This window comes from Phaeodactylibacter xiamenensis, from assembly GCF_965229835.1.
Classification (GTDB): domain Bacteria; phylum Bacteroidota; class Bacteroidia; order Chitinophagales; family Saprospiraceae; genus Phaeodactylibacter; species Phaeodactylibacter xiamenensis.
The window spans coordinates 5,649,273-5,671,696 of record NZ_OZ245931.1; the positions used below are offsets into that span (position 1 = coordinate 5,649,273).

At 52.6% G+C, this 22,424-nt stretch carries 11 protein-coding genes; 5 read left to right on the forward strand and 6 right to left on the reverse strand.

Annotated features, from left to right (window positions below; genetic code table 11):
• Window positions 1-2: 2 nt before the first annotated feature.
• From ACO08I_RS21445 to ACO08I_RS21470, 6 genes are all read right to left on the reverse strand, one after another.
• Window positions 3-800, reverse strand: coding sequence for a GW dipeptide domain-containing protein (locus ACO08I_RS21445; RefSeq protein ID WP_052456577.1), 798 nt, complete (start codon window positions 798-800; stop codon window positions 3-5).
• Between the two features lie 118 nt (window positions 801-918).
• Window positions 919-2,556 (reverse strand): hypothetical protein, encoded by a 1,638-nt coding sequence (locus ACO08I_RS21450; RefSeq protein ID WP_282775722.1) that lies wholly within the window; start codon window positions 2,554-2,556, stop codon window positions 919-921.
• 51 nt (window positions 2,557-2,607) lie between these two features.
• Window positions 2,608-10,467 (reverse strand): hypothetical protein, encoded by a 7,860-nt coding sequence (locus ACO08I_RS21455; protein ID WP_421947041.1) that lies wholly within the window; start codon window positions 10,465-10,467, stop codon window positions 2,608-2,610.
• 230 nt (window positions 10,468-10,697) lie between these two features.
• Window positions 10,698-12,536, reverse strand: a complete 1,839-nt coding sequence (locus ACO08I_RS21460) for a cytochrome c family protein (protein WP_421947042.1) — start codon at window positions 12,534-12,536, stop codon at window positions 10,698-10,700.
• A 41-nt stretch (window positions 12,537-12,577) separates the two neighbouring features.
• The gene (locus ACO08I_RS21465) at window positions 12,578-13,906 is read right to left on the reverse strand and encodes an NAD(P)-binding domain-containing protein (protein WP_282782895.1); all 1,329 of its coding nucleotides are present in this window, start codon (window positions 13,904-13,906) and stop codon (window positions 12,578-12,580) included.
• 18 nt (window positions 13,907-13,924) lie between these two features.
• Window positions 13,925-14,794, reverse strand: a complete 870-nt coding sequence (locus ACO08I_RS21470) for a hypothetical protein (RefSeq protein ID WP_282782897.1) — start codon at window positions 14,792-14,794, stop codon at window positions 13,925-13,927.
• Between the two features lie 321 nt (window positions 14,795-15,115).
• Here ACO08I_RS21470 and ACO08I_RS21475 point away from each other — a divergent pair, with 321 nt between their 5' ends.
• The 5 genes from ACO08I_RS21475 to ACO08I_RS21495 all read left to right on the forward strand — a co-directional run bounded on the left by ACO08I_RS21475 (window position 15,116) and on the right by ACO08I_RS21495 (window position 22,369).
• Window positions 15,116-15,814 carry a TIGR02117 family protein gene (locus ACO08I_RS21475; RefSeq protein ID WP_421947043.1) on the forward strand — a complete coding sequence of 233 codons (699 nt, stop codon included), beginning with the start codon at window positions 15,116-15,118 and terminating at the stop codon, window positions 15,812-15,814.
• An 86-nt stretch (window positions 15,815-15,900) separates the two neighbouring features.
• Window positions 15,901-16,605 (forward strand): hypothetical protein, encoded by a 705-nt coding sequence (locus ACO08I_RS21480; RefSeq protein ID WP_421947044.1) that lies wholly within the window; start codon window positions 15,901-15,903, stop codon window positions 16,603-16,605.
• Window positions 16,592-19,360 (forward strand): TonB-dependent receptor, encoded by a 2,769-nt coding sequence (locus ACO08I_RS21485; RefSeq protein WP_421947045.1) that lies wholly within the window; start codon window positions 16,592-16,594, stop codon window positions 19,358-19,360. The genes ACO08I_RS21480 and ACO08I_RS21485 overlap by 14 nt, the downstream gene beginning before the upstream one ends.
• Window positions 19,350-20,519 carry a DUF4249 domain-containing protein gene (locus tag ACO08I_RS21490; protein WP_421947046.1) on the forward strand — a complete coding sequence of 390 codons (1,170 nt, stop codon included), beginning with the start codon at window positions 19,350-19,352 and terminating at the stop codon, window positions 20,517-20,519. Before ACO08I_RS21485 ends, ACO08I_RS21490 begins: the two co-directional genes overlap by 11 nt.
• Window positions 20,520-20,557: 38 nt before the next feature.
• Complete coding sequence (locus tag ACO08I_RS21495; RefSeq protein WP_421947047.1) at window positions 20,558-22,369, forward strand: hypothetical protein; 1,812 nt, start codon at window positions 20,558-20,560, stop codon at window positions 22,367-22,369.
• Window positions 22,370-22,424: the final 55 nt, after the last annotated feature.

Here is a 22,424-nt window from a genome sequence, read left to right on the forward strand (position 1 = left end):
GGTTACCGGAGCACAGCACCTTCCATAATAATATCATACTGATAGCCGGCACCAAAGTCTTTGTTCATGGCAATGGTCCCTTCCAGTGTGATGATGGCGCCCAGGGGGATATTCTCGGTTGTGGTGATAGTCAGGTCCAGCCCTTCGCCTGACCCATCCTGCAGGTGCACCCAGTTGCGGTTCATAATCATGGGGTTGACCTTTACACACTTGCCTGTAACTTTTATTTTCTGGTTGTTGTATTTTTCCTTTTGGGCTATAAGGTCCGCAATGGAGACAGCACCTGCTGCGGGCTTTATGTCCTCAGGGCGTACTTCAAGATCGGTGGCCGCCGCCGCATTCATCTGTGCAAAGGCTTCATCCAGTACGGCTTCGCTATCCGAAGGCGCTTTCCAGAATTTGGAGACGAGGTAAAGCGTTTCGAAAACCCGGTTAAATTCCTGGCTGAAGAACTGCTTTTTGAGGAGGCCTCCTTTGAAGAAATAGGTTTCACCTTCTATGATCTCTTGTTTAGATACGGCAACCCAGTATTGTTCCCCCTCTTCTTCTACGTTCAGGTAGGTATACCGGTCTGTATTCAATACCTCATTGACGATCACCTGATGGGTGGCTTCTGCCGGGTTAGATGGCGTTTCAGTCGCTTCCTGCAGTGCCGGGATGGTATTCGAAGTTGTGCCTTCAGGGGTATCGGACGGTTCACTTTCGATAACTTTTGGTTGGCCTCCGCAGGCGGCCAGGATGCCGATCAGGAAGCCGGAAAGGCAAATGCTCAGTAATCTTCTGTAATTTAGAGAAATCATAAGTCTAATGTTTAGAATCGCGCAGCTGAGTAACCTTAGGTTCTGCTATGGGATTAGCTGGCTAATGGTGTTTTTGTTTGTTTAGTAAGGCCGTATCTTCAATAGCTGTGTCCTACACTCAAAACCGCTGAATAATTTTTGTATTAATGCGTTGATAGGGTTGTTCCTGTTCAATAAAAGTACCTTCATAAAAGATCAGCAAGCTCAACTGCTTACGGATGCGCAGCGAAAGGCTTGCGCCTGCAATTTTTTGGTCCACCTGTGAGCCTGTATTCTGGTACTCGTAATGTACCGTTCGGAAGTACACATCTCCATCAAGGCGTTTCTTAATGATTGGCCTGGAAAGGCGCAAATCGTAAATCTGGCTCTTGATGTAGTTGGTCTGTAAGAGGGTGGCCGAAAGAGATGCCCGCATGTTGAGCCTCGGTATTTTCGACCAAGTTAGGAATGCTCTCAGGTTTTTGGATTGATTTCGGTCACTCCTCTGAAATCTCCATCCGGTATTGACACCCAGCGTGAGAAGTTTCGCCGGCCGCAGATTGATACTAAACCGCAGCCCCTGCCGTGTTTCATCCTGGATAAGCTGGTCGATAAAGCTTTTGTAAGATTCGTAGTAAATGACGTTGCGCCGGTTATCGTAGGACAGGGAAAGCCTGATTTTTTTGTTCACCCGGTAGCGCATAGACAGGTATAAACTGGTCAGGCGCAGTTTGTTTTGGACTTCACTGTTCAGGTTTTCGTAGAGATCGGCTTCCACCGAGGAGAACAAGTTAAAGCCTTCAAAGGGCGTACTGCGGTGCTGAAAATAAAGAAACCGCCGGTCCGTTTGCCCCTGATTGGTCTGTTCCAAAAAGCCAACGGTTGTCCGGTGGCTTTGTTGTTTGCCGGGCGCGGTCAGCGCCAGATAGCCCCCCGCTTCTAGTAGGGAAGGGTTGAAGCTGTAGTCGGAATAATCTGGTCTGAAGCCTGCGATCCCACCCAAGGTAAAAGCGCCGATTTGCTGCTCATATTGCAGTCCGTCAATGGCACCTACGCTAGACATATTCGGGTTGATCCGGCGGCCTAGCGTTAGGTTGGAGGTGGAGTCAAAATCATAGCGGACAGAAAGGGCATATACCTTGAGGGCATTAGATAAATTATCTTGTACCTCTTCCCACTCTCCCAGCGTATGCCTGAATGTGATGTATTGCTCAGTTGAAAACCGGGAATCCTTTAAGTGGTCACCCCGAAAAGAGAAAGCATAGCGCATCCGGTGCAATTCACGGTATTCAGACCTACTACTGTAAGAAGCAGCGGAAAGCCGGGCCCTGATTTTTTCGAGGCTTCTGCCAGGCTCTTCCTGTTCCTGGTCTTCCTCTGGTACTAGTACCGGTGTAATCCCATTAACGGCCTCATCTTTCGGTACAGTGGTTTCAGCAGGCGCAACTGAGGGCGGGGGAAGTGATTCATCAACCGGGATTTTTGCATAAATCAAATCTTCCTTTTGAAAGGAAAAGCCTGCAAAAGGCGTGCAAACGGCAGAGGTCGAAGATTTATTATCCGTTTGCATTGCCGGGAGGTATTGGCTTTCCCGATTGATGTAAAGGGTGTCCCCTACAGTAATACCTTTGGTAGAAGAAAACTTTACATATACGTTGCGTGAAGAAAGAAAAGAAACTTTGCCATTGACCCAGGCCGCACCGGTATCAGCAACCTGCCCCTGTAGCGATGTAGCCAACAGGAAAAGCCAAAGTACTATGTTAAACAGGCTCCTCATTATGCTGATAGTCTCTGCTGATGTTATGAATTAACTATTCCTCTGCCTCCGTTAGTCCTCTCCGGTAGGATGACAGGCGAAACAGGCATTATTCTCAAATACATACCCCGGTACCTCATCATGCTCATCCGCCAGGTCAGCTGCATTATTATGGCAGTTGATACAGTCGAAAATGGCATAATTGCCTGGGGTGGTATGACAGTCTGTACAGCTATTCCACTCTTCGTCGTGCTTGCCACTGTAAATGGGGAAGTACATAGCGTCGTGATCAAAAGTAGAAGGTATCCAAGTGTTCTGACCATGGCAGGCTTCACAATCCGTAGGGAAGTTTGCTATGGCGTGATTGGGGTTATTCGTAGCGTTATAGTCATCGCTATGGCACCCGAAGCAGGTATTGGGGGTATTATTGTAATCGCCGTTGTGGCAGTCGTTGCAGTTGAAGGCAATAGCGGCATGCGCGCCCACAAGCGGATAGTACTGGTCGTGGTCGAAAGAGGAAGGGATCCATGCACCTTCCGTGTGGCACTGCTGGCAGTCAGTTGAGAAATTAGCTGCTACATGATTTGGGCTGGTGACGGCGTTATAGTCATCGCTATGGCACCCGAAGCAGGTATTGGGGGTATTATTGTAATCGCCGTTATGGCAGTCGTTGCAGTTGAAGGCAATAGCGGCATGCGCGCCCACAAGCGGATAGTACTGGTCGTGGTCGAAAGAGGAAGGGATCCATGCACCTTCCGTGTGGCACTGCTGGCAGTCAGTTGAGAAATTAGCTGCTACATGATTTGGGCTGGTGACGGCGTTATAGTCATCGCTATGGCACCCGAAGCAGGTATTAGGGGTATTATTGTAATCGCCGTTATGGCAGTCGTTGCAATTACTGGCAATAGCGGCATGCGCGCCCGAGAGGGGATAGTACTGATCGTGGTCGAAAGAAGAAGGCACCCACGCATTTTCGGTATGGCACTGCTGGCAGTCCGTAGGGAAGCTGGCTGCAGCGTGGCTGGGGCTGCTGGTGGCATTATAGTCATCGCTATGGCACCCAAAGCAGGTATTGGGGGTGTTGTTGAAATCACCATTATGGCAGTCCACGCAGTTGTTGGCGATGGCGGCATGCGCGCCAGTCAGCGGATAATACTGGTCGTGTATATCAAAGGAAGCCGGGGCCCAGTCAGGAGCAGTGGTATGGCAGGAGGCACAGTCCATAGGGAACCCAAGCGCGAGGTGGTTGGGGTTGTTGCTCTGGTTGTAGTCATCAGCATGGCAGGCATCACAAGTGTTCGGGGTATTGTTGTAATTGCCCTGGTGGCAGGCAAAGCAGTCGTTTTCAATCGGCAGGTGAGCGCCGGTCATTGGGAAGTACTGGTCGTGGTCGAAAGTAGCGGGTACCCATGCAGTCAGCGCATGGCAGCTTTCGCAATCAAGTGGGAGCTGAGCGTTAACGTGATTGGGGACAGTGGCGGCGTTGTAATCATCGATATGGCACCCGTCGCAGGTATTAGGGGTATTATTGTAATCGCCGTTATGGCAGTCGTTGCAATTACTGGCAATAGCGGCATGCGCGCCCGAGAGGGGATAGTACTGATCGTGGTCGAAAGAAGAAGGCACCCACGCATTTTCGGTATGGCACTGCTGGCAGTCCGTAGGGAAGCTGGCTGCAGCGTGGCTGGGGCTGCTGGTGGCATTATAGTCATCGCTATGGCACCCAAAACAGGTATTGGGGGTGTTGTTGAAATCACCGTTATGGCAGTCCACGCAGTTGTTGGCGATGGCGGCATGCGCGCCAGTCAGCGGATAATACTGGTCGTGTATATCAAAGGAAGCCGGGGCCCAGTCAGGAGCAGTGGTATGGCATGAGGCACAGTCCATAGGGAACCCAAGCGCGAGGTGGTTGGGGTTGTTGCTCTGGTTGTAGTCATCAGCATGGCAGGCATCACAAGTGTTCGGGGTATTGTTGTAATTGCCCTGGTGGCAGGCAAAGCAGTCGTTTTCAATCGGCAGGTGAGCGCCGGTCATTGGGAAGTACTGGTCGTGGTCGAAAGTAGCGGGTACCCATGCAGTCAGCGCATGGCAGCTTTCGCAATCAAGTGGGAGCTGAGCGTTAACGTGATTGGGGACAGTGGCGGCGTTGTAATCATCGATATGGCACCCGTCGCAGGTATTAGGGGTATTATTGTAATCGCCGTTATGGCAGTCGTTGCAATTACTGGCAATAGCGGCATGCGCGCCCGAGAGGGGATAGTACTGATCGTGGTCGAAAGAAGAAGGCACCCACGCATTTTCGGTATGGCACTGCTGGCAGTCCGTAGGGAAGCTGGCTGCAGCGTGGCTGGGGCTGCTGGTGGCATTATAGTCATCGCTATGGCACCCAAAACAGGTATTGGGGGTGTTGTTGAAATCACCGTTATGGCAGTCCACGCAGTTGTTAGCGATGGCGGCATGCGCGCCAGTCAGCGGATAATACTGGTCGTGTATATCAAAGGAAGCCGGGGCCCAGTCAGGAGCAGTGGTATGGCAGGAAGCACAGTCCATAGGGAACCCAAGCGCAGTATGATCCGGATTTGCTGTGGAGGCGTAATCCTGAAGGTGGCAGGCGTTACAGTCTGTCGGGGTACCTGCATATCCGTTAGTGTGGCATTCCACGCAAGTGGTACTTAGGTGTGCGCCCGTCAGTGGGAAGGCAGTAGCGTTATGGTCAAAGACATTTGCGGCATCTCCTGTAGGGTGGCAGGCCAGGCAGGCGGTGTTTTCATAAACATAGCCGCCCACACCTTGGTGATGGTCATCGGTCTCCGGATTTGTATGGCAGCCTAGACAGCTAAATTCAGCGAAAGATGAAGGATTGGTGTGGCATTCCATGCAGGTGTTCCACTCTCCTTCATGAGCACCACTGTAGATAGGGAAGTAGGGGCCATCGTGGTCAAATGAGGAAGCGGTCCAATCATTTTCAGTATGGCACTCCAGGCAATCTGTGGCGAATTGAGCTACAATATGGTCCGGATTTTCGGTATTGTTATAATCCTCGCTGTGGCATCCGAAGCAGGTGTTGGGGGTATTGCTGTAGTCCCCATTGTGGCAAGCCGCACAATCATTAGCGATAGCGGCATGAGCGCCATTGAGGGGATAGTACTGGTCGTGGATGCCAAAGCTAGCGGGCACCCAGTCGGGCTGCGTAGAATGGCATTCGGCACAGTCTGTAGGCAGGCCGAGCGCTTGGTGGTCAGGGTTGACGGTAGCGGAATAGTCTTGTGCATGGCACCCGTTGCAGGTGTTCGGGGTGTTGTCGTAATCGCCGTTGTGGCAGGCCACGCAGTCGTCTTCAATGGCCTGGTGCGCACCGGTCAGCGGATAGTGGGCGTCGTGATCGAAAGAGGAAGGTGCCCATGTGCTTTCGGAGTGGCAGCTAGCACAGTCGGTCGGGAATTGGGCGGCTTGGTGGTCAGGATCAGAGGCTTGGTTATAATCATTGATATGGCAGCCGGCGCAAGTATTGGGCGTATTGTTGTAATCGCCGTTGTGGCAAGCTGCACAATCGTTGGCGATAGCGGCATGAGCGCCATTGAGGGCATAGTAGCTGTCGTGGCCATCAAAAGCAGCGGGGCTCCATCCGGTCTGGGTAGTATGGCAGGCTGCACAGTCGCTGGACAGGCCGAGGGCGTTGTGGTCCGGGTTGGCCGTAGCATTGAACTCGGTGGTATGGCAACTGGCACAATCTGTGGGGGTGCCTGCGTAGCCGCTGCTGTGGCAGTCAAGGCAATTGGCGGCCAGGTGCGCGCCGTCTAGTGGGAAAGCGGTGGTATTGTGGTCAAAGACGTTGTCGGCATCGCCCATAGGGTGGCAGGCGAGGCATGCGGTATTTTCGTACACATATCCGCCGACGCCCTGATGCTCGTCATCGGTCTCCGGGTTGGTATGGCAGCCAATACATGAGAACTCTGCATAATTGGCAGGGTTGGTATGGCATTCGGTACAGGTATTCCATTCGCCCTCGTGTGCACCGGAGTAGATGGGGAAGTACTGGGCATCGTGCTCCAGGGTAGAAGGTGCCCAGGCATCCTCGGAGTGGCAGGTGGTGCAGTCAGTGGGGAACTGAGCGGCAGCATGCCCAGGGTCCGTGGTATTGTTGTAATCCTCGCTGTGGCATCCGAAGCAGGTGTTGGGGGTATTGCTGTAGTCCCCATTGTGGCAAGCCGCACAATCATTAGCGATAGCGGCATGAGCGCCATTGAGGGGATAGTACTGGTCGTGGATATCAAAGCTAGCGGGCACCCAGTCGGGCTGCGTAGAATGGCATTCGGCACAGTCTGTAGGCAGCCCGAGCGCTTGGTGGTCAGGGTTGACGGTAGCGGAATAGTCTTGTGCGTGGCACCCGTTGCAGGTGTTCGGGGTGTTGTCGTAATCGCCGTTGTGGCAGGCCACGCAGTCGTCTTCAATGGCCTGGTGGGCTCCGGTCAGCGGGTAGTGGGCGTCGTGGTCGAAAGAGGAAGGTGCCCATGTGCTTTCGGAGTGGCAGCTAGCACAGTCGGTCGGGAATTGGGCGGCTTGGTGGTCAGGATCAGAGGCTTGGTTATAATCATTGATATGGCAGCCGGCGCAAGTATTGGGCGTATTGTTGTAATCGCCGTTGTGGCAAGCTGCACAATCGTTGGCGATAGCGGCATGAGCGCCATTGAGGGCATAGTAGCTGTCGTGGCCATCAAAAGCAGCGGGGCTCCATCCGGTCTGGGTAGTATGGCAGGCTGCACAGTCGCTGGACAGGCCGAGGGCGTTGTGGTCCGGGTTGGCCGTAGCATTGAACTCGGTGGTATGGCAACTGGCACAATCTGTGGGGGTGCCTGCGTAGCCGCTGCTGTGGCAGTCAAGGCAATTGGCGGCCAGGTGCGCGCCGTCTAGTGGGAAAGCGGTGGTATTGTGGTCAAAGACGTTGTCGGCATCGCCCATAGGGTGGCAGGCGAGGCATGCGGTATTTTCGTACACATATCCGCCGACGCCCTGATGCTCGTCATCGGTCTCCGGGTTGGTATGGCAGCCAATACATGAGAACTCTGCATAATTGGCAGGGTTGGTATGGCATTCGGTACAGGTATTCCATTCGCCCTCGTGTGCACCGGAGTAGATGGGGAAGTACTGGGCATCGTGCTCCAGGGTAGAAGGTGCCCAGGCATCCTCGGAGTGGCAGGTGGTGCAGTCAGTGGGGAACTGAGCGGCAGCATGCCCAGGGTCCGTGGTATTGTTGTAATCCTCGCTGTGGCATCCGAAGCAGGTGTTGGGGGTATTGCTGTAGTCCCCATTGTGGCAAGCCGCACAATCATTAGCGATAGCGGCATGAGCGCCATTGAGGGGATAGTACTGGTCGTGGATATCAAAGCTAGCGGGCACCCAGTCGGGCTGCGTAGAATGGCATTCGGCACAGTCTGTAGGCAGCCCGAGCGCTTGGTGGTCAGGGTTGACGGTAGCGGAATAGTCTTGTGCATGGCACCCGTTGCAGGTGTTCGGGGTGTTGTCGTAATCGCCGTTGTGGCAGGCCACGCAGTCGTCTTCAATGGCCTGGTGGGCTCCGGTCAGCGGGTAGTGGGCGTCGTGGTCGAAAGAGGAAGGTGCCCATGTACTTTCGGAGTGGCAGCTAGCACAGTCGGTCGGGAATTGGGCGGCTTGGTGGTCAGGATCAGAGGCTTGGTTATAATCATTGATATGGCAGCCGGCGCAAGTATTGGGCGTATTGTTGTAATCGCCGTTGTGGCAAGCTGCACAATCGTTGGCGATAGCGGCATGAGCGCCATTGAGGGCATAGTAGCTGTCGTGGCCATCAAAAGCAGCGGGGCTCCATCCGGTCTGGGTAGTATGGCAGGCTGCACAGTCGCTGGACAGGCCGAGGGCGTTGTGGTCCGGGTTGGCCGTAGCATTGAACTCGGTGGTATGGCAACTGGCACAATCTGTGGGGGTGCCTGCGTAGCCGCTGTTGTGGCAGTCAAGGCAATTGGCGGCCAGGTGCGCGCCGTCTAGTGGGAAAGCGGTGGTATTGTGGTCAAAGACGTTGTCGGCATCGCCCATAGGGTGGCAGGCGAGGCATGCGGTATTTTCGTACACATATCCGCCGACGCCCTGATGCTCGTCATCGGTCTCCGGGTTGGTATGGCAGCCAATACATGAGAACTCTGCATAATTGGCAGGGTTGGTATGGCATTCGGTACAGGTATTCCATTCGCCCTCGTGTGCACTGGAGTAGATGGGGAAGTACTGGGCATCGTGCTCCAGGGTAGAAGGTGCCCAGGCATCCTCGGAGTGGCAGGTGGTGCAGTCAGTGGGGAACTGAGCGGCAGCATGCCCAGGGTCCGTGGTATTGTTGTAATCCTCGCTGTGGCATCCGAAGCAGGTGTTGGGGGTATTGCTGTAGTCCCCATTGTGGCAAGCCGCACAATCATTAGCGATAGCGGCATGAGCGCCATTGAGGGGATAGTACTGGTCGTGGATATCAAAGCTAGCGGGCACCCATTCGGGCTGCGTAGAATGGCATTCGGCACAGTCTGTAGGCAGCCCGAGCGCTTGGTGGTCAGGGTTGACGGTAGCGGAATAGTCTTGTGCGTGGCACCCGTTGCAGGTGTTCGGGGTGTTGTCGTAATCGCCGTTGTGGCAGGCCACGCAGTCGTCTTCAATGGCCTGGTGGGCTCCGGTCAGCGGGTAGTGGGCGTCGTGGTCGAAAGAGGAAGGTGCCCATGTACTTTCGGAGTGGCAGCTAGCACAGTCGGTCGGGAATTGGGCGGCTTGGTGGTCAGGATCAGAGGCTTGGTTATAATCATTGATATGGCAGCCGGCGCAAGTATTGGGCGTATTGTTGTAATCGCCGTTGTGGCAAGCTGCACAATCGTTGGCGATAGCGGCATGAGCGCCATTGAGGGCATAGTAGCTGTCGTGGCCATCAAAAGCAGCGGGGCTCCATCCGGTCTGGGTAGTATGGCAGGCTGCACAGTCGCTAGACAGGCCGAGGGCGTTGTGGTCCGGGTTGGCCGTAGCATTGAACTCGGTGGTATGGCAACTGGCACAATCTGTGGGGGTGCCTGCGTAGCCATCTGAATGGCATTGTATGCAGTCCGTAGTGATATGTGCTCCGGTTAGTGGGAATCCGGACTCATTATGATCAAAGCTGTTATCCTCGTCACCGGTAGGGTGGCAGGCCAGGCATGCAGTATTCTCATAAATATAGCCGCCGACCCCGTTGTGTTCCTCATCGGTTTCGGGGTTGATGTGGCAGTTGATGCAGGTAAAAGAGGAATAGTCACTGTTGTTGTCGTGACAGTCGGTACATTTCATCCATTCCCCTTCGTGGGATCCGGAATAAATAGGAAAATGTAATGCATCATGGTCTGCGTAATTAGCGGGCATCCAACCCACATCAGTAGTGTGACATTGGGTGCAGTCATTGGAGAAGCCGGCAGGCTCATGACGGGGTTCCAGCGTATTTTCAAAATCATTCAGATGGCAGGATACACACTCGGGTGAAGTGGAGGAGAAATCCCCAGACGTATGGCACTGTGTGCAATCCGAAATATCGTGCCCTGCTGTGAGCGGGAAAAAGCTGTGGTCTATATTGTCAGCTCCTCCCCAATCAAAGGCATCCGGGCGGTGGCATGCCGCACAATCGGTAGAAAATCCGGCATCCTGATGATTAGGGTTCGTGGTTGCATTAAAGTCATCGATATGGCAGTTGATACAGTCATTTCCGATCCGGTTGAACTCCAGGGTTGTAGCGGAGGTATGACAGTCTGTACAACTGATGGAAGCGTGTGCACCCAGAAGGGGAAACCCATTTTCCTGGTGGAGTTCTGTAATATTGTCCACGAGCCAGTTGGCTGGAGTGTGGCAGCGGGCGCAGTCGTTGCCTACGGTCATCCTGTGGATATCCGTGTGGCAATCCATACATTGTGTGTGGGCTTCCTCAAAAACCAGGGTTATGTGGCAGGCCCGGCAATCTGTGTATTGGTGTTGACCCGCCAGAGGGAATGCTGTGGTGTCATGGTTGAACCTAAGTGTGTCAGCATCAATACGCCAATTTTCAGAGGAGTGGCACTCCGAGCAATTGACCCTGAATTCAGGACCGTGAGGGGATTGTGCCTGAAGCGTAAGCCCCCACCAAAGCAATAGCGGTATTATTGATGGCAATCTACGCATTCGAAGCTTTTAAATTGATATTGAATAAAAGTCACTCCATCGTCCCCAATGGTTTTGTGGCAGTCCTGGCAAGCAAGCTCTGCATGGCGGCCTTCTAAAGGAAATTCGGTGTTATCGTGGTTGAAAAATTCGATATTCCAGCTTTCGAACCCGTGGCAGCGTAAACAGTCTGTAGCGCCATCTTTGGCAAACTGGTTGTTGTGTATACTGTCATGACAAGCCTGGCATTCACCAGAGGTATTTTGAAAACCGGCATATCTGTTCAGGCTCGATTCATCAGCAGTATGGCAATCCATACAGCCCTGACGGGCATGGGCGCCGGTGAGCTCAAATCCGGTTTGGCGGTGGTCAAAATGGTTGCCCTCCCAGCTTTGAGTGGAATGGCAGACCTGGCAATCCTGGCCCGGATAGAAGGTTTCTGCAATGAACCCCCTATGCACATCTTCATGACAGTCAACACAAGTCTCGCCAAGGTTCCTGAACACCCATTGATCTTCCTGAAGATGACAGTCAACACAAGGCGTAGCAAGGTGGGCGCCATCCAATGGGAAGCGGCTTTGATTATGTGCTTCAAGAGTATATATCGTAAGGTTAAAACCTTCCTCTGAATGGCATTCGCGGCAGTCCCTTTCCTCGCTATTGGGCTCCCGAGGCGTGAAGGCACCCTCGTGATAGTCGTCATGGCAGGCGGCACAATCCTCGTGCGGTACCGGCTCAATGAAGCTTCCGGTATGGCATTCGCGGCAGTCGACTTTCTGGTGCTTGCCTTTGAGGTGGAAAGCGGTGAGGCTGTGGTCGAACTCACCTTCATCCACCGAACTGAATGATCTTTCATTATGGCAGGCGGCACAATCAGTCCCGAACCGGTCCTCGTGTACATCCTCATGGCACTGATTGCACGCATTGGTTGCCACTCCAAGTTTATCCTGGAAGAGGGACGTCGGAGAGCGGTCCAGTTCATGGCACCCGGCACAATCGGTTTGCTGGTGCGCTCCCTTAAGCGGAAAGGGGGTCTGATTATGGTTAAAACGCTTTAGCTCAGAGCGGGAAGTAAAGGATTGTTCATTATGGCACTCCTTACAATTGCTGCCAAGGTTGCGCTCGTGCACATCTTCGTGGCAGCTATTGCAGTTGTGGAATTCCAGTCCGGTAAAAACCTGGAAGGGTTCCCCGTTAAGGATTGTTTCTTCGTGACAAGCGGCACAATCGGTTTGCTGATGCTGCCCTTTGAGTGGGAAAAGCGTCTGGTTGTGGTCAAATTTTTCTGCCGGTGTGAATGCCGTTGTGGTATGGCATTGTGTACACTCTGTACTGGATAGGGTACCCTGGTGATAATCCTCGTGGCATTCGGCGCATCCCTGAGAGAGTCCCAGGTAGGTATCTTCCCGGCGGCGCAATTCAGGGTCATCGATGAAGTCTGGACGATGGCATGCCCCGCAGTCTGTGCGCTGATGCGCACCCGTGAGTTCATACCCCGTCAGGCTGTGGTCAAAGGCATCTTCATCAAATCGGACCAGATCAAAATTGCGACCATGGTGCTCGCTGTGGCAATCTGCGCATTCTTGCTGACGTACCGAGGGCGCTGCGTGGTACCCTTGTTTCTGACTGATCCGTACTGCAATTTCTTCATGGCAGGCCAGGCACTTTTCGTTAGAGACTTTTTTGCCCAAGGTATGGCACTGCGTACAATTGGTGATCCCTTCCAGATCGGCATGCGACTGGGTCAGGGCTCCGGGCGAAAGTTGTGCCTGAAGACCGGCTAAGGAGCCAAGTGTGATGCCCCAAATCAGGGTGATATGCAGTAGTTTCGTATTCATTGTGCTGCTGCCTGCAGGCAGCAATTGGGTTGTTTATACGCTCATCGATGTTTTTTCATGGTGTAACCAAATCTTTTTGTGATTTTGACGCCGGCTTTCTGTAAGAACTGCGTCGGCAATTCTCCACCAGCAAAAATGTAAACGAGGTCATTCTCTAACTCCAGCTGTGCGTCGGTGATGCTATGAGAAAGGCTGACCTGTTGTGGCTTTATTTCGGTCAGGTTGGTGTTGTACTGAATGGAAAGCTCCTTATTTTGGATCGCGGCCAGAATTTTTTCCCGGTTTTTGGGTTTGAGGCGGCTAAACTTGTCTTTTCTGTAAGAAAGAGTTACTTCATTTTGGCCCATTAGCAGCAGCGCCGATTCTATAGCTGAGTCGCCCCCGCCCACTACTATGATTTTCTTTCCGCTGATTAGCTCTGGTTCAAGCAGTCGATAAGCTACTTTCTCCGAGACCTCTCCGGGGATGCCAAGCTTTCGGGGGGTGCCTCTGCGCCCAATAGCGAGAAGTACATTTTGGGTAAGTAGCGTTTCGCCAGATTGAGTATTTACCCTGAAGTGACTTTTTTCTGGTACAATCGACTCCACTTTGGTTTTCTCGCGGATGGTGAGGCTGTTTTTAGAAAGCGCCTCATTCCAAATATCCAGGAGCTCTTGTTTGCTTGTATCGAACAGCTTAACCCTTCCATATAGTGGAAGATCCATCGGTGAGGTCATCACTATTTTAGACCGGGGGAAGGTAAAAACTGTACCACCAAGCGTATCTTGTTCAAGGGTAACAAAGTTGAGCCCGTGTTTTTTTGCAGTAAGAGAAGCAGAAATACCGGCGGGACCTGCTCCTACGATTACCAGGTCCAGGGCCTGCCCGTGTTTTTCAAAGCCCTTTTTCATGATGTTTTCTACGGCCATTATACCCTGCTCCACGCTGTTCTTGATGAGCCCCATACCACCAAGCTCGCCGGCAATGTAAATCCCAGGGACATTCGTTTCGTAAGTTTCGCTGACATGAGGAAGGTCGACGCCGCGCTTCTCTGTACCGATAACCAGGGATATAGCTTCTACCGGGCAGGCATGAAAGCAGGCACCGTGGCCCACACAGTTGGAGGCATTAATCAGTGTCCCTCCGCCATTGAGGATACCAAGGATATCCTGCTCCGGGCATACGGTTACACAAGCACCGCTTTTGATGCAGGTGTCGAGGTCGATGCGGGGGTGTAAGGAGACCGGCTCATGTATACCTTCCTGCTTTGCTACTTCAATTTTGGCCTCAACTTCCTGAGAGGCCTGCTTTAGCTTTCGCAAATACACCAACACAATCACCCCGCAGAAAAGCAGGACGAAGCCATAGATGATGATTTGTTCGAGTAGCATAGTTGCGGCAATTGATGGTTATAAAATCCATGTGTAGCCAAAAGCAAGTGTGATACCGATATGCAGCAGCACAATCACCAGCATAATCAGGGCAAAGGGCAAATGCGCCACATGCCAGTATTTGAAGAGCTTTTGCATGGTATGCAGCCGCTCAATTCTGTTGTTGAGTGAAATTTCATTGCGGACCAGCTTCGTTACCTTTCTGATATCCAGGCGCGATAGCTGGTTTTGTTTGAGCAAATGCCTGACTTTTCGCAGCGTTCGGTAGTCTTCACGGTGTTTATGTATAATGCTGCTTGCCAGGTTGCCGTTATCTTGATAAGGCTTGACCTCCACGGCCTCCAAAATGACCGTATAGCTTTGCGCTTCGAGATGGTACTGCTCTTTTAGGATAGTACCAATATTGGTTTTCATTGCTTTGACTTCTCCCAGGCTCAGCGCCCGCCCTTCTATGGTGCGAGGGATTTGTATGTAAATGAAACGGCCGGCCACACCACTTGCCACAACCGCGACCATGCTCCAAAATGCAATAGATACAATACCTCCAAATTTGAATGCAGTGTGGAACAGGATCATTACAGGACCAAGGCTGCAAAGGAAAATATGAAACTCCAGCCAGTGCTTGAGACGCCCCCAGCGGGCCATAAACTTGTATCGCTTTCGGAAAATATACGAGGTAACACCAATGAAGATGAGCAATGTACCCAAAATCCCTAAACCATGGCCAAAAATGCCGCTGGGCTTGAAGTAGTCATGAGCGGTATGGTAAAACCGCTCTTCCAGGCTTGTGGAGTAATAGGATATGCCATAATAGGAGAGCATAACTGCTGTTAACAGTACGATACCCGCCATAGAATAGACATAAATCCGGTGTGTGACTGATGGCATAAGTGCATACCTGTTTGCCACAACTTGTAAAGCATCTACTGATTAACGTGTGATGACTTAAAGTTGTGGGGTGTTTGAGGCTTTTACCGAATTTAGTGTTATTCGGTTTTCCAAATATAGCTGTTTTGTCAGAAAATTGTCAACGGAAGGGGCTTTTTATTGCTGAACGGGAATATTTACCCTCTGAATGAGGCTGTCAGACACCACTGGTCTCCTTTTTGATTGCAGATGCCGCTTCAAGCCAAAAGCTTAACAAAAAATTAGCCTCCCCCGCTCACTGCACATCAGAATTCCCCCTTTCTTTGCAAAAAATATCAAGCCATGGTGGTACTGACCATTTTGGGGTGGGCGGTATTAGGATTTCTTATTTTCGTTACCCTGTACAGCCTCATCGGCCTCTTGTGCTTCACCATCCCCGTCAACCGGCGGTTCCGGAATATCAAGCGGGACGTGGAAATTTTTGTGGTGTCCAATGGGGTGCACGTGGACTATATCGTGCCCAGTATTTCTTCCGTTTTTAACTGGAAAAAGGTCTTGGACGACCGCCATTACGAAATACCTTTCACCGCAAACAGTTACCTCGGCATCGGCTGGGGCGACCGCGGGTTTTACCTGGAGGTCGACGAATGGGCCAACCTGAAGCCCAGCGTGGCGGCACGGGCCATGCTGATCCCTACGCCTACCCTCATGCACATCACTTCCCACCCTGAGCTGCCCAAAGACCAAAAACGCCTGGAGCGCATTCACCTGAGCAATGCGCAGTACCTGCAGCTGTGCGACTATATTTGCAGCTACTTTGAGGAGAAAGATGGCAAGGTTGTCCACCTGCCGGGCAAAGGCTACACGGCTAATGACAACTTCTACGAGACCCGGGGTTACTACCATGCCTTCGGTACTTGTAACTTCTGGATCAACCGGGGGCTGATTAGGATTGGAGTGCGGGCACCCATCTGGTCGCACGGGGGCGCCGGAATCTTTTACCAGCTCAAAAAAGCCCTGCCGGAACCGTTGCCGGCTTAACGCATGCAATACCTGATTGTCATCCGGCTAACCAATAAAAAAAATCTCATTTTAAGTAGTCCTGTGCTTTTTTATACCTTTAGTCGATGGACTACTGCGTACTACTACTGACCATTATGGTATGGCCACTGGCGAATACCATGGGGCAAAGCACAGCCCTTGATGAATTTTTAGCTTGCGTGGAACAGCAATACGGGCCCGATGATCAGCTAATTAACGGCAGGCCCTATCAGCCTGTTAACCTCAAGCCGGAAGGGCATCCCTATTTTTACACCGATGCCTGGCAGCCGGGCATGGTTTACCTGGGCGGGCGCCCTTATGCTGCGTCGAAGCTCAAGTATGACCTGGAACGGCAGCAGCTGGCTATTCAGTATGACCGGCCTAACGGTACTTACCAGAAAGCAGTGGTTTCGCCCCTGCTGCTTGATTCCTTTCGCATTGGGGCTCACCGCTTTGTTAATCAACGCCTCGTCCTCCCCGGAACAGAAGCTCCTGGCTACCTCGAAAAAATATTCGAAGCGGAGCTGGCCTTTTACCGCTATCAGCAAAAGGTACTTACCGCTCCTTCCAGCAGCAAACCCTACGGGAAATATACTGGCCTAAAGGCCGATTTTTACCTGCTCAAGGAGGGGCAGGTACACCACATTACTAAGCGCAAAGACTTTCTGTCCGCCTTCCCGGCGCATAAATCTCAGGTCCGGAAGTACATGAAGCAGCAACTGCCGGGATGGAAAAAAATAACAGATGCCCAGTTTGTCCAACTTCTTAAATTCTGCCATGCCAAGCTCTAAATTGCTCGTTTTTCTTTTGGGCCTGGTTTGGTCTTCCGGCCTCTGCCAGGAGGCGAAGTGGCCCATAGGTCCTGCTTACAATGGGCTGGACTGGCCGGCGTTTGTCAGTAAAGTGGAGGAAGCCCACCCGGTGCGCCTTTTTTACGAGGAAGCGGATGTCGCTGACTTTCAGTCTCCGGCACTGGCCCAGGAGGTCCCTTTACTGTCCTTTTTGCAAAGCGGGCTGCCCGGGTGTAATATTACTCATGACAGAATGGGGCATATCTTTATTAGCAGGGACATGGAGATTATTATAGAATTGTCAACAGCGATTTATCCCAAAGTAGCGTCCCCTGCAGGCCTGGCTGATACCCTGCCCGATCGATTGCAGGAGCTGGCGGAGACGACCAATCAGTACGTTGGGCAGGTCGTTGAGGTCGGTGAGGCAAGGAAAGGGGCCGGAAAGCAAAAAGTGATCCTTCGGGGCGAAGTCCAAAGCTTATCAGGTGAAGGGGCGTTGCCTGGGGCTACCATTTTGATTGAGGAGCTGGGCACCGGTGTGGCTACTGACGAGAACGGCGCTTATGAGTTGGTCCTGAAAAAGGGGACCTACACCTTCACCGTAAGTCAGCTCAACCATACGGAGGGACAGTTTAAGCTCAACCTGCTGTCTGATGGGACGTATAACTTTCGGCTGGAAGGCAAAACCAACCTGCTCAAAGGCGTAACGGTGACCTCTAATAAATTTGATGGGGTGCAGAGCACGAAGATGGGCTTCGAGCGGCTAACCACCAAAGGCATAGAGGAAATCCCCCTGGTACTTGGCGAAAAGGATATCCTGAAAGTGGCGAGCCTGCTGGCGGGCGTTCAGTCTGTGGGGGAAGGCACTGCTGGCTTTAACGTTAGGGGCAGCCCGGCAGATCAGAACCTGTTCTACATCGACAAAGTCCCCATTTACAATACCTCGCATTTGCTGGGCTTTTTCTCTGCCTTCAATTCAGACGCGATCAGCGAGTTCTCCATTTCCAAAAGCAATATTCCAGCCAAATTCGGCGGGCGGCTGGCTTCCATTTTCGATATCACCGCCCTGGAAGGAGATAAGGAAAAATACAAAGTCCGGGGTGGTATCAGCCCGATTACCGGGAATATTTTGTTCGAAGGGCCGGTTCAGAAGGACAAGAGCTCCATCATGGTGGCGGTCCGGTCCACCTACTCCAACTGGATTTTGAAGCGGATTCAGAACGATGACTTCAACCGGACCCGCGTCAACTTTGCCGATGGCATCGTGAAGTTTTCTCAGCAGCTGTCTTCCAAAAGCAGGATTCAGGCCTTCGGTTACTACAGCTTTGATGACATCAACTTCGCTGGCACCACTAATTTCGACAACAGTAACCTGGGCGGCTCCCTGTCATGGAACCACTTCTTCAATGAGAAGATCAATATGAACCTGGCCGTCATCAACAGCCGCATGCAGCTGGGCGTGGCCGAGCGGGGAATTCCCTTCGAGGCTTACCGGCAGAATAGTGAGCTCCTGCATCAGGAGGCTCGCATGGACTGGGCCTGGCGCATTAACCCCCGGCACGAACTGACCTTCGGTGCCAACGCCATTCTGTACAATAATGACCGGGGCACTTTCCTCCCTTCCGACGACCGGAGCCTGATTGAACCTATCGAGTTTGATGTGGAAAAGGGGCTCGAATCCGGGATTTACGTAAGTGAGGAGTGGCAGCCTACCGCACGCATCACCCTGACCGGTGGGCTCCGCTACAATCAGTACCATTACCTTGGGCCACAGGAGGTGTTCCAATACCAGGAAGGCGCAACCATCACGGAAGAAACGGTGACGGACACGCTGCAGTTTCAGCAGGGGGAGTCCATCGTTACCCATCATAATCTGGATTACCGGGTAGGGCTCAAGTACTCCATCCTGCCCAACCTCTCTGTGAAGGCATCCTACAACACCCTGCACCAATATCTGTTTCTGCTGTCCAACACCATTGCCCTGGCGCCTACAGACCGCTGGAAGCTGATCGATTACCATACCGAGCCGATGTCAGGGCAGCAAGCCTCCTTTGGGCTATATGGGAGTTTTGCAGATAAGAAATACAATTGGTCCACAGAGTTCTACACCAAACAGGTCCGCGAGCTGGTGGAATACCGGGACGGCGCAAATTTGCTGGTCAATGAATTTCCGGAGCGGGATATTCTGCAGGGCGATTTGGATGCCTGGGGGTTGGAGCTGACCTTTAAGAAGCCCCGGGGACGCTTAAACGGATGGGTCAATTACACCTATTCCCGGTCCAGGGTTTTAGTCCGGGGGGAGGACGATGCCAGCTCTATCAACTTCGGAAGGCGCTACCCCAGTAACTTCGACCGCCCGCACGTGGCCAACGTTGTCCTCAATTACAAATTCATCCGCCGGTTCAGTTTGTCTGCCAATATGGTTTACCAATCGGGGCGCCCTATCACCTACCCAACGAATACCTACACACAGGGCGGCTTCCGGATCATCAATTTCAGTGAGCGCAACCAGTACCGTATTCCGGACTACTTCCGGGTAGACCTGTCGGTCAAATTTGAGGGCAATCTCAGGAAAGAGAAGCTCCTGCACAGCGCATGGGTCGTTTCGGTGTACAACCTGCTGGGGCGGGACAATGTGTATAACGAATACTTCCGGTACAACAACAATAACCTGAGAGGGTACCGGCTTTCGATTTTTGCGAACCCCATCGTCTCCATTAGTTACCAGTTCAAATTCGGAAATTATGACAACTAGAGCAGCCAACAGACGATGCCGGTTTGGGCTGTACCTGCTGGTGTTTGCCGCCTTTCTGACTACGGCCTGCGAGGAAAGCTTCCTCCCAGAGCTGGAGGATTTCGACCCGGTGCTGATCGTGGATGGAGGCATTACGACCCTGCCGGGGCCTTACACCGTAAACCTGACCCGCTCTTCGGGTATACTGGACAGTGACCAGGAAGCAGTTGAAGAGGCGGTGGTCACGATCCAGGCGGAGAGCGGGGAGCAGGAAGTCCTGGTGGAACTCGAACCCGGGCAATACCGCACATCACCAGGTGGCATTCAGGGTGCACCGGGCAACCGTTACAAAATCAGTATTCAGCTGCAGGACGGGCGGCAGTATGAATCAGACTATCAGATGATGCCTGAACCGATTGCCATCGATTCGGTAGGGGCAGATTTGGAATACCAGTACCTGAGCATAGAAGAACCTGAAGTGCCCGGCTATCAGTTCCACGTTACGACAGAGCCAGCCGGGCAGCCGGAGAACTATCTGATGTGGTCCCTGCAAGCCACCTACAAGTATCAGGCTGATTTCACGATCAACTATCTGTACGCTGGCGGTTTTCAGCCCTATCCGGATCCCACTGAGCTGCAGACCTGTTGGCGGACCGATCAGATCAATGAGGTCTTTACCTTCAATACAGCTATGCTTTCCCAGCCCGTTGTGGAACAATTGCCCCTGCACTTTGCGAGAGCAGATCAGCGGGAACTTTCCATCCGCTACAGCCTGCTGGTCCGGCAGTTTACCCTCGGCGCCGAAGCTTATACGTTTTGGAGCAACCTGCAACAGCAGATTGAGAACCAGGAATCGCTGTACAACAGTCAGCCTTTTCAGATCCGGGGCAATGTTTACAGCATCACTGACCCTGGCGAAACCGTTTTGGGCTTCTTCATGGTGGCGGGACAGGATGAGCGCAGGGTCTTTATAGATCACCCCAGTGAACTGGAACTGGATTTTTCCTATTGCAGCCCGGATTATATGTCCCTGGGCCTCATTGGGCTGATCCATCCGGCCAATTGGCCTATTTATGTTTATGAGGACGAAGCGGGAGACCGGGCTTTGGCCAATGATGAATGCTTTGACTGCCGGAAACTTGGCGGTACGACAGACCGCCCGGGCTTTTGGCAAGACTAAATCTGCTGCATTTTTATTACTCAATTGCATTACAGCCTATGAAACCGTTCATCACCATACTATTGTTTGCCTGCGTATTATTTATGGGGAAGCCTCCGTTGCCTGCTCAGGTGCCCTGTGGGGGAAGGTTGCTGCCGCAGGAGCAGGTCGTGCTGCATCTCGACCGTAATGTATGTCTGGCAGGGGAGACCCTCTGGTTCAAAGCCTGGTGTTTTCTGGATGGTGAGCTGAAACGGTCCATGAGCCAGGTGCTGTACCTGGAAGTCTTTGATGAATCAGGGAAGGCGATTATCCAGCAAAAGCACCTGTTGAAGAACAACACTACCGCCGGCTCTATTTACATTCCCGAAGATGTACCCGGCAAATACTACTTTTTAAAAGCCTATACGCGGTATATGCGTAATTTTTCCTCCGATCGCTTCCACTACCAGCAGCTTGTTATCGCCAATCCTTACATTGAAAATGCACGGATTATTGCAGAGGACCCGGCTGTCATTGAGCAGGAAGCGCGCCTGTCTTACCCTGGAGAGGTGCGCTACGATACCGGGCAACAAATCCGGATCAGCTTAGCTCAGGAGCAAGTGCCCCCCCGCCAATCTGTGGGCTTTAGCATCAGCAGCCCGGAGCAACTGACCGTCTCCCTGTCTGTAACTGTCCGCTTGAAAGGATTAGGTAATCAGCCTGCTCCGCAGGTGATGCGCCGCAATGCGTGGCTGCAGGCTTCCTGTGCGCAGGACCCCTACTGCCAATCCTTTGCATTTCCAGTCCCGGGCAGTGATGCAGCCATTGAGGAATGGGCAGCAACGCCCCCAGTCCTTGATGGGGAGCAGTTGGAATGGCTCCCGGAAACCCGTGGGCTGACTATCAGTGGCTTTATTCAGAATGGCCAGGAAGAACGGGCTTCCGGTATACCCCTAACGGCAGCTGTTTTGCAGCAGGAGCCTATGGTCCACATGGGGATGACCGATGAGTCGGGGGCATTTACGCTCAGTTTGCAGGCTATGAAGCAGCAAAAGGATGTGTTTGTGGGGACGCCTGAAGCGAATCATAAGATCTTTATTCGCAATGATTTTGATACCAATCTTCCGCCGATAACTGCGGTCCCCCTGCAGTTTGACTCCAGTCTTCATCAGTTATTGTCCGGGTTAAACCTGCATCAACAGTTAGCCCGGGCTTACTCCGGTCATGAAACCGCGACCGTATTTCGACCGGAGCTTTTAGATATGGCCTCCACCAATATTCTTGCCCCTGACCGCCGCATCGTTTTGGCGGATTATATTGAAGTGCCGACAATGGCGGAGGTGTTCAATGAAATTACCACTGGTGTGACACTGCGGAAAAGTGGTGGTGCAACCCGGCTTAGTGTTTTCAATCCGGAAGATCAGGAATGGGTGGACCATCCGTTGGTTTTGCTGGATAATGTCCCGGTGTACGATATCGAAGCACTGCTGGAAATAGATCCGGCCGTAGTGGAGGCCGTTGAAGTATTTCATTCCGACTACATCATTGGGGACTTTACCGTGGAAGCAATTGTGGCTATTAAGACCCAAACGGACGACTTTGCGGGCTATCAATGGAGCGAACAGGTAGCCTTTACGGCTTTTACGGCTTACGCTATTCCTCAACCATTTGAACAAGTCGTGGATTCAGGAAAAAGGCACTTGCCTGACTTTCGGCCTGTGCTGTACTGGAAGCCTGACCTGCAATTGAGTTCCGGGCAGCCGGAGGAGCGCATCACGGTCATCGCTCCTGACCACCCGGGCGTGTACGAAGTTGTGGTGCAGGGATTTACCCCATCAGGGGCGCCCTGTTTGGGCTACGCTACTTTTGAGGTGTTGCAGGAGCGGTAGGGTAGTGGTATAGCTTTCAGAAAAGTTTAATCATCATTTTTATAGTAAATCTATT

What these genes read in the sequence shown, in the direction of transcription:
- ACO08I_RS21445 (WP_052456577.1), bottom strand. Translation starts at nt 800, where the DNA reads ATGATTTCTCTAAATTACAGAAGATTACTGAGCATTTGCCTTTCCGGC.
- ACO08I_RS21450 (WP_282775722.1), bottom strand. Translation starts at nt 2,556, where the DNA reads ATGAGGAGCCTGTTTAACATAGTACTTTGGCTTTTCCTGTTGGCTACA.
- ACO08I_RS21455 (WP_421947041.1), bottom strand. Translation starts at nt 10,467, where the DNA reads ATGGATTGCCACACGGATATCCACAGGATGACCGTAGGCAACGACTGC.
- ACO08I_RS21460 (WP_421947042.1), bottom strand. Translation starts at nt 12,536, where the DNA reads ATGAATACGAAACTACTGCATATCACCCTGATTTGGGGCATCACACTT.
- ACO08I_RS21465 (WP_282782895.1), bottom strand. Translation starts at nt 13,906, where the DNA reads ATGCTACTCGAACAAATCATCATCTATGGCTTCGTCCTGCTTTTCTGC.
- ACO08I_RS21470 (WP_282782897.1), bottom strand. Translation starts at nt 14,794, where the DNA reads ATGCCATCAGTCACACACCGGATTTATGTCTATTCTATGGCGGGTATC.
- ACO08I_RS21475 (WP_421947043.1), top strand. Translation starts at nt 15,116, where the DNA reads ATGGTGGTACTGACCATTTTGGGGTGGGCGGTATTAGGATTTCTTATT.
- ACO08I_RS21480 (WP_421947044.1), top strand. Translation starts at nt 15,901, where the DNA reads ATGGACTACTGCGTACTACTACTGACCATTATGGTATGGCCACTGGCG.
- ACO08I_RS21485 (WP_421947045.1), top strand. Translation starts at nt 16,592, where the DNA reads ATGCCAAGCTCTAAATTGCTCGTTTTTCTTTTGGGCCTGGTTTGGTCT.
- ACO08I_RS21490 (WP_421947046.1), top strand. Translation starts at nt 19,350, where the DNA reads ATGACAACTAGAGCAGCCAACAGACGATGCCGGTTTGGGCTGTACCTG.
- ACO08I_RS21495 (WP_421947047.1), top strand. Translation starts at nt 20,558, where the DNA reads ATGAAACCGTTCATCACCATACTATTGTTTGCCTGCGTATTATTTATG.